Origin of the sequence: Arthrobacter sp. SLBN-100, from assembly GCF_006715305.1 — a bacterium.
In the GTDB taxonomy this organism is placed as follows: Bacteria; Actinomycetota; Actinomycetes; order Actinomycetales; family Micrococcaceae; genus Arthrobacter.
In genome coordinates this window covers 4,156,157-4,169,923 of the sequence record NZ_VFMY01000001.1, presented here as the reverse complement: position 1 = coordinate 4,169,923, position 13,767 = coordinate 4,156,157, and the positions used below count along the sequence as shown (strand labels likewise).

The 13,767-nt window shown below is 65.1% G+C and carries 12 protein-coding genes and 1 pseudogene; 10 read left to right on the top strand and 3 right to left on the bottom strand.

Going from position 1 to position 13,767, the window contains the following annotated elements; translation table 11 throughout:
• Positions 1-1,632, bottom strand: coding sequence for an ABC transporter substrate-binding protein (locus FBY31_RS19240; RefSeq protein ID WP_142044215.1), 1,632 nt, complete (start codon positions 1,630-1,632; stop codon positions 1-3).
• 193 nt (positions 1,633-1,825) lie between these two features.
• Between FBY31_RS19240 and pdxA the strand changes: the two genes are divergently transcribed.
• The 3 genes from pdxA (at position 1,826) to FBY31_RS19225 (ending at position 6,003) form a co-directional block, all read left to right on the top strand.
• Entirely contained in the window at positions 1,826-4,225 is a 2,400-nt protein-coding gene (gene pdxA, locus FBY31_RS19235) for a 4-hydroxythreonine-4-phosphate dehydrogenase PdxA (RefSeq protein ID WP_142044213.1), read from the top strand.
• Between the two features lie 121 nt (positions 4,226-4,346).
• Positions 4,347-5,120, top strand: a complete 774-nt coding sequence (locus FBY31_RS19230; RefSeq protein WP_142044211.1) for a DeoR/GlpR family DNA-binding transcription regulator — start codon at positions 4,347-4,349, stop codon at positions 5,118-5,120.
• A 193-nt stretch (positions 5,121-5,313) separates the two neighbouring features.
• Positions 5,314-6,003 carry a response regulator transcription factor gene (locus tag FBY31_RS19225; protein ID WP_142044209.1) on the top strand — a complete coding sequence of 230 codons (690 nt, stop codon included), beginning with the start codon at positions 5,314-5,316 and terminating at the stop codon, positions 6,001-6,003.
• Here FBY31_RS19225 and FBY31_RS19220 read toward each other — a convergent pair.
• Positions 5,989-7,473, bottom strand: a complete 1,485-nt coding sequence (locus tag FBY31_RS19220) for a sensor histidine kinase (RefSeq protein WP_142044207.1) — start codon at positions 7,471-7,473, stop codon at positions 5,989-5,991. The two genes, FBY31_RS19225 and FBY31_RS19220, sit on opposite strands and share 15 nt — an antisense overlap.
• A 132-nt stretch (positions 7,474-7,605) precedes the next feature.
• Here FBY31_RS19220 and FBY31_RS19215 point away from each other — a divergent pair, with 132 nt between their 5' ends.
• The 7 genes and pseudogenes from FBY31_RS19215 to FBY31_RS19180 all read left to right on the top strand — a co-directional run bounded on the left by FBY31_RS19215 (position 7,606) and on the right by FBY31_RS19180 (position 13,049).
• A complete protein-coding gene (locus tag FBY31_RS19215) occupies positions 7,606-8,334 on the top strand; it encodes an ABC transporter ATP-binding protein (RefSeq protein ID WP_235013137.1) in 729 nt (242 codons plus the stop codon).
• Positions 8,331-9,233, top strand: a complete 903-nt coding sequence (locus FBY31_RS19210; RefSeq protein WP_142044204.1) for an ABC transporter permease subunit — start codon at positions 8,331-8,333, stop codon at positions 9,231-9,233. The genes FBY31_RS19215 and FBY31_RS19210 overlap by 4 nt, the downstream gene beginning before the upstream one ends.
• Complete coding sequence (locus FBY31_RS19205; protein ID WP_142044202.1) at positions 9,226-10,194, top strand: ABC transporter permease; 969 nt, start codon at positions 9,226-9,228, stop codon at positions 10,192-10,194. Before FBY31_RS19210 ends, FBY31_RS19205 begins: the two co-directional genes overlap by 8 nt.
• Position 10,195: 1 nt before the next feature.
• The gene (locus tag FBY31_RS19200) at positions 10,196-10,771 is read left to right on the top strand and encodes a hypothetical protein (RefSeq protein ID WP_142044200.1); all 576 of its coding nucleotides are present in this window, start codon (positions 10,196-10,198) and stop codon (positions 10,769-10,771) included.
• A gap of 560 nt (positions 10,772-11,331) precedes the next feature.
• Entirely contained in the window at positions 11,332-12,153 is an 822-nt protein-coding gene (locus FBY31_RS19190) for an EcsC family protein (protein WP_142044198.1), read from the top strand.
• 217 nt (positions 12,154-12,370) lie between these two features.
• Positions 12,371-12,607, top strand: a pseudogene (locus tag FBY31_RS19185) (DeoR/GlpR family DNA-binding transcription regulator); the annotation flags it as partial.
• Between the two features lie 91 nt (positions 12,608-12,698).
• Positions 12,699-13,049 (top strand): hypothetical protein, encoded by a 351-nt coding sequence (locus FBY31_RS19180; protein ID WP_142044196.1) that lies wholly within the window; start codon positions 12,699-12,701, stop codon positions 13,047-13,049.
• Between the two features lie 67 nt (positions 13,050-13,116).
• Here the strand turns inward: FBY31_RS19180 and FBY31_RS19175 are convergent, their stop codons facing one another.
• Positions 13,117-13,596, bottom strand: coding sequence for a nucleoside deaminase (locus FBY31_RS19175; RefSeq protein ID WP_142044194.1), 480 nt, complete (start codon positions 13,594-13,596; stop codon positions 13,117-13,119).
• Positions 13,597-13,767: the final 171 nt, after the last annotated feature.

Here is a 13,767-nt window from a genome sequence, read left to right as displayed (position 1 = left end):
CTAGCCGTTCACCGAGACGTTTGAGAGCTGGTAGGAGTTGATGGGCCGCAGCTTGATGCCTTCCACCCGGGTGCGGCGGGCCAGGACGGCGTTGGGGATGAACGCCCACATGCAGGGCCATTTGGCCCAGATGTCCTTCTGGACCTGGGTGAGCAGCTGGGTGCTCTTGGCCTGGTCCGTCTCGGAGGTGGCGGTGATGATCTGGCTGCTGATCTCGGGGAAAACGAAGCCGTGGTACGTGTCGCGGGTGGCTTCCTTTTCGGCGGTGCCGGCGTACATGCCCTGCAGGTTGGTCAGGGCCAGGCCTGTCTGGTTGCCGTAGCCGTTGCCCAGGATGTCCCAGTCCCCTGCCTTGCCCTGGCGCCAGGTGGAGATGTCCCCGCCGGGCTGGAACTGCTGCAGCTCGGCGGTCACGCCGATCTGCTTCATCATTTCCACCAGGGCTTCCATGATGGACACGTCGCCGGCGAATTCGCCGGTTTCCCAGATGACTTTGACCTTGAGGTTGGAGACGCCCAGGTCCGCGAGCATGGACTTGGCCTTGGCGGGATCGTACTTGTACTCGCCGGTTTCCACGGCGCCGGCCAGGGTCTGCGGGACAACGCCCTTGGCGGAGGTGACGGTGCCGCCGAGGATGCCGTCCACCACGGACTTGCTGTCGAACCCGTAGGAGAGCGCCTCGCGGACCTTGGGATCGGACATGGGGCTGTCCGCGGGCTTGCGGAAGTTGTAGAAGAGCTGGTTGTAGCGGGTGCCGGTGACGGACTCGACCGTGATGCCGTCCACGGACTTCAGCTGGGCCACGGAGTCCGGGGTGATGGAGTCGATGACGTCCACCTCGCCGGACCGGAGGGCCACCACGCGGCTGGATTCCTCGGACATGAAGCGGACATTCACCTCGGCCACTTTGGGCTTGTCTCCCCAGTAGTTCTCGTTGACCACCAGCTTGTAGGTGCCGGTGCCGCGGTCCGCGGAGGCCACCTTGTAGGGGCCGGTGCCCACGCCCTCCTGCAGTTCCTCCGGCTTGTTGGCGGCGGCGGGGGTGATGAGGATGTTGGACATCAGGGTGTTGAGCACGGGCAGCGGGGCCTTGGTGTCCAGGGTGAAGGTCAGTTCGTCCTTCTTGGTGACCTTGGGCCATTCCGGGAACTGCGGGGCCAGGAAGGAGCCGTTGACCTGGCTGTACATTTCCAGCGCCTTGGCCACGTCCTCCACGGCCACCTGGGTGCCGTCCGAGTACTTGATGTCGTTGCGGAGCTTCACGGTCCACTGGGTGGGGCTGGTGAGTTCGAAGCTTTCGGCCAGGACGTTGCGGGGCTTGAGGTCGTCACCGATTTCCGTCAGTGCCTGACGGACCGCGCGCTGGACGGTGACGGCGGCGTCGAACTGGTTGAGCTTGTTGTCCAGGCTGACCAGCGAGCGGTTGAGTCCCAAGGTGAGCGTGCTGGTGCCGGTGGCTCCGCCTCCGCCGTTCGGAGCGCTGGGGCCCACGCATGCGGTGACGGCGGGGGCCAGCACTGCGCCGGCTCCGGCCAGGGCGCCCCACCGCAGGATTGAACGCCGGGACAGCGAACGCTGCGCTACCTCGCCGAGGAAATTGCTGCCGCCGTCAACGCTGTTGGAACGAGTCATCTTTGACCTCCAAGTAAGGGCCGGCACCTGCCGGCCGAGGCGTTTGCATCCTGCTGATACGCGCCCCGCTGCTGTTACTCCGATCACAATGCCACCATTGCGCATAGTGCGCAAGTGGTTTAGCGTGTTTTGTGCAACCCCAAGTTCTCATGGGTCAAGCACCGGATCCAGCCACTCGCCAAAGGAGGCAGCAATGCAGCGGATTATCGCTATTGCTGATGATCTTTCCGGCGCGGCTGAGACGGCTGCCGGCCTCCTGGCACCTGCGCAAATCTTGATTAACCCTTGTGCACAGAGTGCGCAAGGCGGGCGTCCCGGACAGTTCACAGCGGACGATGGCGGCCCGCAGGTCCGGCTCCTGCCGCACCTTCCGGAGGAGCTGGCGTCAGACCTGCGGCACCTTCCGCCGGACGCGGCCCTCCTGGTCCTGGACACGGACAACCGGAGGTTCCCCGCCGAAGCGGCGGCCGCACGGCTGCGCCAGGTCCTGGACGCGCAGCCCCCGGCCGATGGCCCGGCCGTTGTGTTCCTCAAGATCGATTCCCTGCTCCGCGGACCGGTGGCATCACAGCTCTCGGTCCTGGCGGAGGGAGGTCCCGTCATCCTGGCCCCGGCCCTGCCGCCGCTGGGCCGGAGCACGGTCAACGGCACCATTCATCACCAGGGTATTCCGCTGCATCAAACCGCTCTGTGGAACGCCGAATCGTCCCCTCCCCCGGAGACGATCGCCGAGGCGCTGCATCCGCTGGCCACGGTGGTGGTTGACCTGGCCACCGTCCGCTCCGGGATGGAGACGCTCACTGCGGCACTCACGGCGGCCTTCGCCACGCGTCCCGTCCCGGTGGTCATCTGCGACGCCGAAACCCCAGAGGATCTGGACGCCATCGCGTGCTCAGGCCGCAGCATCCCGGGCCTCCGGTTCGCAGGCGCTTCCGCCCTCGGAGCCGCGCTGGCACGGACCGCCGGCCAGGCACCCAAGGCCAGTCCCGCCGTCGTGCGTTCCCTGGGCGCCCGGAAGCCGGGAAACTTTCCCCTCCTTGTGGTGGGCTCCGCATCCGGGGCGGCGCGGGATCAGCTGCACAACCTGGCCGGCGACGCCGTTCCCGTGATCACGCTCCTGCCGGCCGACCTGCTGGCCGGAACCCCGGACCTCGCGCCGCTCGAAGAGGCACTTCAAGCAGGTCCTGCGGCGGTGACGGTGGATGCTTCCACGGTGGATTCGGCGTCGTCGTCCCGTATTGCCGCCGCGCTGGCCAGGGCAGTGGCTCCCCTGGCGGAGGACCGCCCGCTGATGCTTACGGGCGGGGAAACGGCCCGTTCGGTGCTGGATGCCCTGGGCGTGCAGCGGCTGGACGTGCTGGGCGAGATTGAGCACGGGGCCGTCCTGGCCCTCACACCGGCCGGAATGCCGGTGGTGACCCGCCCCGGAAGCTTCGGCGGCCCGGACAGCCTCCGCACCATCGTGGCCGCACTCTCCGGCTACCCATACTCCCTTGCAGCGGAATCCTCCCCGCCGTACACCCTCCCGACGGCGCCCCAGCCGTTCCTGCCCCGAAAAGGACCCTCCATGAACAACACTGATCGCGCGCAACTCCCCAACGTGGCCGTCACCATGGGCGACGGCGCCGGCGTGGGGCCGGAGGTAGTGGTGGCCGCCGTGCTGGATCCGCAGAGCAATGCCGAATGCCGGCCGGTGGTGGTCGGCGACGCACTGCGGCTGCGCCAGGCCGCGGACGTCCTGGGTATCGAGGCGGACATCCAGAGCATTGAGAACGTTGAGGATGCCGTGTTCACCCCGGGCCGGGTGAACGTGATCGACCTGGCGCTGCTGCCCGAGGACCTGCCGTGGGGGCAGCTCTCCCCCGTGGCCGGCCACGCCGCGTACGAGTACATCCGGGTGGCCAGCGAACTGGCGATGGCCGGGAAGGTGCAGGCGATCTGCACCGCGCCGCTGAACAAAGAGGCGCTGCATGCCGCCGGGCACATCTTCCCCGGGCACACCGAGCTGCTGGCCCACCTGACCGGCACCGAGGAAGTGTCCATGATGCTCTCCACGCCCAAGATCCGGGTGATCCACGTGACCACTCACATCGGGCTGATGGATGCGATCCGCAAGATCAACCCGGATCTGGTGGAGCGCACCATCCGCCGGGGCCACGAGGCGCTGGTCCGCGCGGGCATCCCGAACCCGAAGATCGGCGTCTGCGCCATCAACCCGCACGCCGGCGAGAACGGCTTGTTCGGCCAGGGCGAGGAAGCGGAAAAGATCGAGCCGGGCGTGAAGGCCGCGCAGGCTGCAGGGATCAACGCGGTGGGCCCGCTGCCCGCGGACACGCTGTTCTTCCTGGCCGGCCGGGGTGATTACGACCTGGTGGTGGCCATGTACCACGACCAGGGGCACGGGCCGGTGAAGGTGCTGGGCATCGAGGCCGGCGTGAACATCACGGTGGGCCTGCCGGTGATCCGCACGTCCGTGGACCACGGCACCGCCTTCGACATCGCCGGCAAGGCGATCGCGGATCCGCGGTCCATGGTGGAGGCGCTGCACCAGGCGGCGGAGATGGCCACCCGGCCGTCCGTCGTCGGTGGTTGAGCGGTCCCCCGGTGGTTGAGCCTGATCTCCCGGTGGTTGAGCGGTCCCCCGGTGGTTGAGCCTAGCGAAACCCGAGGCCGGAACTAGCATGGGTACCACTGCCACGGGAAGGAGGCCGGGAATGCTCAGCGCAAACGCGCGGCGCGAGGAGATCTACCACCTTGCCGTGACCACCGGCCTGGCGTCCGTGGAGGAACTGTCCGCCCGGTTCGAGGTGACTGCGTCCACCATCCGCCGTGACCTGGCGCTCCTGAACGGGCAGGGCCGGCTGGCCCGCACTTACGGCGGTGCCATGGCCCTGGGCGCCCACCCGGAGGCGTCGCTGCGGCAGCGCACCGGGGAAGCGTTCGAGCAGAAGCACGCCATCGCCCGGTGGGCCGCATCCGTTATCCGGCCCGGGGAGAACATCCTGCTCGACGCCGGCTCCACCGCAGGTGCCCTGGCCCACGAACTGCGGGGGTTCGAGAAGCTGTCCGTGACCACGCCGGGCATCAACACCCTGCAGGAGCTGGCCGAGTCCGAGGGCATCGAGGTGGATTGCCTGGGCGGCCGGCTGCGCAACGTTTCGCAGAGTTTTGTGGGACCGCTGGCCGAGGCGGCGCTGGAGCGGATGAGCTTCGACCGGGTCTTCCTCGGCGCCGACGCCGTCACGGCCGAGGACGGCATCTGCGAGGCCGACCACGCCCAGACCCGGCTCAAGGAGCTCATGGCCCGCCGCGGCCGGGAGGTGTACGTGCTGGCCGATTCATCCAAGCTCGGACTGCGGCCGTTCCATGCGTGGGCCCGGTTGGCTTTGCCTTGGACGCTGGTGACGGACGACGGCGCCGACCCGGCGCAGGTGGCTAAGTTTCGCGAGGCGGGGGTTGCGGTTGAGGTGGCGAAGGTCGGTGGTTGAGGCAAGTAACCCCAACAGAAGCCCTGGCGGAGAGGGTCCCCCGCCAGATCCCGCCTCCCACTTCGCAGCCCAATCCAACAGCGCCATCCGCAGCCAGCAGAATCCACAACCCGGGACCCCAAGGTTTTTGCAGGGGTGCGGGCCTACCCTGTAGATAGCGTGTATTTCGTCTCCAATGAAGAAGGCGGGGCCCATGCGGGTGCTGATGGTCGAGGATGAACGGATGCTGGGTGAAACCGTGCGCCGAGGCCTGTCCAATGAGGGATTCGTCGTGGAGGTCACCCATGACGGCGTCAGCGGGTTGTGGGCGGCGACCGAGAACATCTATGACGTCATCCTCCTGGACGTCATGCTGCCGCTGAAGAACGGCTATGAAGTCTTGAAGGAAATCCGGGAACGGAGAATCTGGACGCCGGTGCTGATGCTGACGGCGAAGGACGGGGAATACGACCAGGCCGATGCCTTCAACCTCGGGGCCGATGACTACCTTACCAAGCCGTTCAGTTTCCTGATCCTGATTGCCCGCATCCGCGCCCTGGTTCGCCGCGGCGCCCCCGAACGGCCTGTTGTGCTGTCGCTGGGGACGCTGGTCCTGGACCCTGCCCGGCGTACGGTCTGCCGGGGTGACCGCGCGATCGTTCTGACCGCACGTGAATACGGACTGCTGCAATACCTGATGCGGCGCCATGACCAGGTGGTGTCCAAGGCGGAGATCCTGGACAACGTGTGGGATCCCGCTTTCGAAGGCGGCGACAACGTGGTGGAGGTGTACATCGGCTACCTCCGGAGGAAGATCGACATTCCGTTCAATCTCCATACCCTGACTACTGTTCGGGGAATGGGCTACGTCCTCTCCGCGGACGCAGCTTCACGGCGGACTTAGCTTTGGGAACGGAGACAGCAGCCGGTCACCGCGATTATGGTCCGGAAGCTCGACCGGACCGGCGCACGGGAAGACGAGCTCGAACCGGCACTCGCCGGCCGGGCTTTCGGCAGCACTGATGGTGCCGTGATGCGCTGCCACAATGCTTTCCGCGATGGCCAGGCCCAGGCCGCTGCCCCCGCTTCCCCGCGTCCGGCTTTCATCCAGCCGGACAAAGCGGCCGAAAATCCGGAGACGGTCGCCTTCAGGCACGGGGTCGCCGTCGTTGTCGACGGCGAGGACGGCCTCGCCGGGGCGCGTGTCCAGGGTGATCCTGATGCGGGAGCGGGCATGCTTGTCCGCGTTGTCCAGCACGTTGCGCAGCACCTGCCCCAGCCGCATCGGGTCACCCGTGATCCGCACGGGCCGGAGGTCCGCTTCAATGCGGTGCGGGCTCGTGGCGCGCAGGCGGCGGATCTCATCCTGCACCACATGGTCCAAGTCCACGTCGGTCATGTCGATGCGTAGCCCGCCGTCGTCGGATTTGGCCAGGGTCAGCAGGTTTTCGACGAGATAACGCATCCGGGCTGTTTCACCGGCGAGGACATCCTTCAACTCGTTCCATGTTGCGCCGGTGGGGTCCGCGGAAGCCACCTCAACCGCAGCACTGAGGGTTGCCAGCGGGCTCCGGAGCTCATGGCTGGCATCGGAGACGAACCGCCGCTGTTCCTGTTCGGAAGCCTGGAGCCTGTCCAGCATGCTGTTCATCGTCAAGGCCAGGGCAGTGATCTCGTCAGCAGTCGGCGGCACGTCCACCCGTCCGCCCAGCCTATGAACGTTGATACCCGATACCTGCCGCCGGATCCGCTGCACCTGGCGCAGGGAACGCCCCACCAGCTCCCACACCAGCAGGCCAACAGCCAGCAGCAGCACCGGCGCCAAACCCAGCATGAGCCATGCGACGGTTGAGACGGCATCCGCCTGGACCTGAACTGTGGACGCAACCGCCACCGTGTAGGTCTCCCCGCGTACCGGGACCCCCTTGGCGACTACAAGGAAATCATCGATGTCGCCCACCTCGGGCAGTCCGGACGCTTTCTGTGTCAGGATCTCTCCGGCTGATGGCCGCAAGGCAGTCAAGGGCTGTGCAGCTCCGGCGGAATCAGAGGACGCGAAAACAGTTCCGGCAGGCGTCAGGATCTGCACGTATTGGCCGGCATGAGCGGTGTTCATGATGTATTCGGCGGCTTCTTCCACGTCATGATCTGCCATCTGGGCAATCACGTCGTCAGCCTTGCGCCGGGCTGCGGTCTCAGTGGATGCGCTGAGATATGTCTGCAACAGGATCAGCAGGACGGACCCGGCGACGAGGAGCGCACCTGCCACCACCACCACCGCGCTGGCCGTGGCACGCTTGCGGACGCCCCAGCGTGTCCTGCCGGGACGGAAGCGCGCCGCAAGGCGGCGGGGACCCGTGCTTTGGGGATCCATGCCTTAAGGATGGTCCGTTCGGGGGCGAGGGACAAACCCCTTCTGTAGGCTGCGGAGAAAGCCCGGTTTCGCGGAGGTGAATTCTCAGCTTCCTCTTATCCAGCATGGCGTACCGTCCTCTTCATGACGGACATGGCGATTCAAACCACAGGCCTGGTCAAGAAGTACGGTGAGAAAACAGCACTCGACCACCTCACGCTCTCCGTCCCCCGGGGTGAAATCTTCGGGCTGCTCGGACACAACGGGGCAGGCAAAACGACGGCGGTGAACGTCCTGACCACGCTGCTGCCCCCGACGTCGGGAACGGCATCGGTGGCCGGGCGGGACATTCGGGCGCAGCCCGCAGAGGTCCGCCGGGTCATCGGATACCTTCCGGAAAACGTCCAGTTCTATGACAACCTCACGCTGGATGAGAATTTGATGTTCTTCGCCCAGCTTTCCGGTGTGCAGCATCCAGCCGCCAGGATCCGCCTGGTGCTGGACATCGTCGATTTCCCCGGCCACGAACGTGAGCGCATGGGCACCTTCAGCAAAGGCATGCGCCAGCGGGCCGGCATAGCCCAGGCCATCCTGCATGAACCGGAGGTCCTGTTCCTCGATGAACCGACTTCCGGCCTGGACCCCCAGGGCGTGGCCACACTTAGGAACATCATCATCCGGCTCAACCGGGAACTGGGGATGACAGTCTTCATGAACACCCATCTCCTGGGGGAAGTCACGCGCACCTGCACGAGCATCGGCATCCTTAGTGCAGGCCAGCTCATTTACCAGGACTCCATCGCCGCGACCCTGAATTCCTTCCCTGGGCAGGACTCCCTGGAGGAGATCTACCTCTGGATTGCAGCCGGAACCCCATCATGAGCGTCTGGGTTGCCACCATCAGGCAGGAGACCGTCGCGGCCAGGCGGGAACGGCTTCCCCAGTTCCTGCTGGTGGTTTTCATGGCGATGGTCGCCGCGTCGGCATTCATCAGTTCCGCAGCGAAAGGCACTGTCACAGAGGTGTACCAGGAGGCCGTGAGGGAGGGGCTGACGTCGGCTCCGAATCCCTTCACAACAATCTCGCCGTTGTACTACGCCAGGAACACGGTGATCTACATCATCCTGATCGCTGCCCTGCTGGCCATCGTCATGGGCGCCCAGTCCACCCTGCGCGACCGGCGGGCACGCACCATGGACCTGGTGCTGTCCCGGGACGTGCACCCCGCCAAATACCTTGCGGCCAAGCTGGCCGGAACCGGCTTGCTGCTCCTGTTCATCCTTGCCGTTGCCGCCCTTGTGACCGTTGCCTGCATTGCAGTCGCCACGGGCTCCTTTCCCACGCCAGCCCAAGGCGCTCGCATCCTGGCCCTGTTCGGGGTCGCGTGGCTGTTCCTGATTCCCTTCGTCACGCTTGGAATGCTCAACGGCATCCGCTGCGCGACCGCAACCTCCGGGCTCCTGGTCCCGATCGTGGTCTGGAGCATCGTCATCTTTATCCTGCCCCTGCTGGGCACCGCGGCCCATCCCGTCTCGCTGCTGAACCCGATATCCAAAACTGCGCCCGCGGAGTCCGGTTTTTTCGAGCTGACCAGTGCACTGACCGGGCCGTTGTCCCTGGGCGAACAGTTCAAGAGCACCACAGCGCTGATCCTCGAAGATCCCCATGCAGCGGGCACTGCGGAAGGCGGTTTGCTGGTCATTCTCGGTTTTTTCTTCGCAGCCTGCCTTGCCCTGCTGATGGCGGGTCCGAGCCACATGAGGAGGGAACTCCATGGCTGAGGTCGGAGTCCTTTGCCGGAAGGAACTGAAGGACCTTTCCCGCAGCAGGGCAATTGCGATGCTCCTCGTTTTCCTGAGCGCGGTCATCCTCCTCTCCGTGCTGGTCGCGGCCGCGGACTACCGCGTGAAACTGGCGGAGTACACCGCCTATGCTGACGCGCTGAAGGCCGCAGGTGGCTCTCCCACCCCTCCCCCCAACCTCTTCCCCCTGCAGATGCTTCGGGGAGGCATTGAATATCTGGAAATCGTTGGCAGCCTTTTCGCTGTAATCCTCGGCTACGGGCTCGTGGCAAAGGAAAAAGGCAGCAACACGCTCCAGCTGCTCTTTACCCGGCCGCTTGGCAGGCATGCCTTTGCGGGAGGGAAGATTCTCGCGGTAGCCATTGTCTGGCTGGTGGTAGTGGTGGCGCTGTTTGCCGTGATCGCACTGGCAGTCCTGCTGGCCGGCCAGGCACAGCTGGGGGGCCAGGACTTCCTCCGCCTGGCCATCGCCGCGGCACACACCTGCGTCTACTTCATCATGTGGTCGCTTTTGGCCCTTACCCTGGCTTCGCTCACCCGGCAGCCAGCCAGCGGGCTTGTCCTTGCCCTCGTGCTCTGGCTCGTTATCGTCCTGGTCATCCCGCAGATCGGTGACACCATGGACCCGGACAACCAGATCCCCGGCGGCCTCTTCGCCAGCCTGCACATCGACAGGACCAACGAGAAGGCACTCCTCACCCACTTTGCCAGCTATGAAACCGGGCGCGATTTCGTGGAGCAGACGTCCACCACCAAGCAGTACGAGCGTGCCGTCTTTGCCTACCTGGGAGTCAAAACCCAGTACAACCAAGTGCCTCTCGGCGCCGTCTGGGACGCCACCTCCCACAACAGCCTCTGGCTGTTGGCCACCTCCGTCTTTACGGTGGCCGCAGCTTTCCTTGCCACCACCCGCGAGACCCTACTGAGAAAGCTCCCCTGATATGAAAAAGCTCCTTGCCCTGGTATTCATCGCTGCGGCAGCACTCATCGGCCTCGTAGCCTGTGAGGCGTCGCAGGGCACCGGCACCGGCAGCGCGCCGCGGACGAACTCTCCCGCCGCCGGCTCCACATCCGGCCCGGCTGTTCTGCCCGTCACGAAGAACCCGATCACCAATACCGGCACAAAAACGGGCCTGGCCATCAGGGAGACCATGGTGGAGAACAATGTGGACAAAGCGTCAGGCAAGGAGGTCAGCGACAGGCTGCAGTTCACCATCAAGAACTCCTCTGCTGAACAGATCACCGGGGTGGAGGTCTACTACACGATGACCGAGACGCCGACCGGAAAGACGGAGTCTTACTACCAGAAGCTCGAGGGCCTGGCCATCGCCCCCAGCAAGGAAGCAACGGTCTATTTCGACAACGAATCGGGAGAAGGCCACTACCCGGAGAACAAGTTCAGCATCTACCGGACTTCACCCAACGAAGTGAAGTTCGATATTGAGGCCAGCGCACCGGGTTTCGCGGCGGCACGGGCAACAGTCGCCAAGGAAGAAGGCCTCGAGGAAGCGGACTAGCTTTCTCGGACTAGAACCGTGCAAGCCTCCGCCGCGAGCCCCTCCGTTCTAACCCTTCAGCCCCGCCCTGCCTGACCGTGCCGGCCCAAACCCAGGGCCGGCGGGGCCAAACGCAGAATCGAAGACTTCCAGGGCTGCCTGCTGATTTCTGGCCCTTCGCAAATAAGCATATTGACCATCACTCCACCGGGCCGGACAGCCTGCAGCATGGTGTCCAGGACCACGTTCACTCCAGCACCCGCGCGGGGGACGTCCTCCTGGCTGGGTCCAGAACGTGGTCGGCCACGCCGCTGGAGGTGGCCTATTCCTTCCGCGCCTGAATGAGCTCCTGCGCGCCACCGCGTGATGCGCCACGGACAGCGCCTCGATCAGCGCCGCCTCGTCCGGCACATGTCGCAGTCGCCGTGTTGGGAAAAGCGGACAGCACAGTTAGAACTGGCATTTTGGACGTCGCGCTCGGGAGGTCCTTCGGCGCGGACACGCCGAGCCACCGAGCTGTCCTGTCGCACGCTTCTTCCCACCCTCGGTACACTCACGCAAAAGCTTAGAGAGGAACCACGATGACCAACACGACCGCGATCGAGCCCGAGGAGACGGAGACTGCAACCGTCCTCGATCCCGACGAGACCCCGTCTGCTACCGCGCCCGAGGCCGACGAGACGCCAACAGCTACCGTGCCCGAACCCGACGAGACGCCGACGACGACCGCTGAGAAGGCGGCCCACCAGCTCCAGAAGTTGGTGGCCACAGTAGTGGACACCGGTGTCGGTCCGCTGACAGGATCGATTGCCTGGGCGGAGGATCGTTTGGCCCGAGTCCAAGGAAGCCGGTACGAGCCCAACGGTGACCAGACACGGAAAGCCAGGCCGGACGAGGGTGACGATATCGAGAAGGCGATCTCAAGGCTGATCCTCGAGTCGGTCGAAGCGGCCAGCGTTAACGGTTTCGTGACCGGGCTCGGTGGGTTCATCGCCATGCCACTAACCGTTCCCGCGAACATGGCTGGCGCACTTGTCATCAATGCACGTCTTGCCGCGGCCATCGCCTATTTGCGCGGGTACGATCCCAAGGATCCGCACGTCCGGACGGTGGTCACACTCATCGCGGTGGGCTCCAATGCACAGCAAATTGCGAAGACAATCGGCATCAAGGTTGGCCAGAAGGTGGCCATGGAGGCGATCAAGAAGGTCCCGATCGCGCTGATTCGTGAGATCAACAAGAAGGTCGGTTTCATGCTGCTGGCCAAGTACGGCACGAAGCGTGGGCTCGTTGTCTTGGCCAAAGGTATACCTCTTGTCGGTGGAGTGGTCGGCGGCGCGGTGGACGCGACCATGACCAGCGTTATCGGCCGTACCGCGAGGGCGATGTTCCGCGCGGACTGATCGGCTGGCGTTCTGGCCGTCACATCGGTCTCAGCGCCTGGTGATCCCGACTCAAAAGTCTTGAGCCAATTAGCCTCGGCACTGGCCGCTGCCCTCGCTGCTTGAGCTTGCCTTCGATGCTTGAGCTGGGCGCGCACCGGCGAGGCGTTTGAGCAGAAGCACGTCGCCCGTTGGGCGGCGGGCGTCAGTGATCGTGCCCGGGGAGAGCATCCCGCTCGACGCCGTCACCACCGAGGACCACGCCCAGACGCGCCTCAAGGAACTCATCGCCCGCCGGGGCCGCGACGTGTATGTGCTGGCGGATTCGTCGAAACTCGGGCTGCGGCCCTTCCACGCCTGGGCGCGTCTGGCCCTGCCGTGGGCCCTCGTGACGGACTACGGCGCCGACCCCGAGCAGGTGCAGAGGTTCCGGGACGCGGGGGTTCAGGCTGAGGTCAGCCGGGAGCAACGATAGGCCCCTGTACCAACCCAGTTCCCCCTCTATTACTGGCGGCCCCGCAGTCCTACACTGTGAACCTCAGTGGTTGCGGCATGAAGGAGAAGCCATGGCGGTCATCGAACAGGTGCGTGAAGGAATGCACGTCGTAGCGTCCAATGGGAAAAAGGTCGGCAAGGTCGAGGACCTGAAAATGGGTGACCCGGAGGCCGTTACCGCGGAAGGGCAGACCGACCCGGAAACAGGGGGCCTCGTTAACACCGGGATTGACGCTTTTGCTGCCACCTCAAAATTGCCCCACCATACCGCGGAGAGGTTGCTGCGGATCGGTTATGTGAAAGTGGACAGGTCCGGCCTGTTGACGGGTCACGCCTACTTTGCGTCGGATGAACTGGACCGGGTCCAGGACGACACACTATGGCTCAAAGAAGGTCTATCCGTGGACAAGCAATCCAAGTAGAAGGCTCCCCCACCGATCGTTATGCAGTGAAGGCGCAGCTGGTTGCAGGCCCGGAAATCATTCGGGCCTACTCGGCGATGTCCTCCGCCCACAGCTCCGGGTTGTCAGACTGGAACGTGCGCATCATGTCCACGCAGCGCTGATCATCCAGGACCAGGACCTCTACCCCACGTGACCGCAGAAGCTCCAACTCGCCGTCGAACGTATGTGCTTCCCCCACCACCACGCGGGGGATTTTGAACTGGATGATGGTTCCGGCGCACATCGCGCACGGGGCCAGGGTGGTGTAGAGCGTGGTGTCCCGGTAACTCTTCTGCCGGCCGGCGGCGCGGAGCGCGGACATTTCCCCATGCGCGATCGGATCGGCGTTCTGGACCCGTTCGTTATGCCCGCTGGCAATGACCACGCCGTCCCGGGCGAGCGCTGCGCCGATGGGGACGCCGCCTTCGGCCAGGCTCTTTTGGGCGGCCCGATGGGCGGCTTCGAATGCGGGGTGGGAGGTGCGGTCCAGTTCCGGCGCGGCGGAGGAATGCTGCTCGTAGGTCATGGCGCCATTGTCGCACGGGCTGATCCTCATGTCCGGAGCCGCGTGCGCCACATCCGGCCACCCGTGGGACGCGGAAGCTCAGCAAAAACTGAGCTAAACCTGGGACACCGGCCGGCGTCCGGCCTATACGATTCCCTAGGGATCCGGGGCGACGGCCTTCCGGCGAACGGA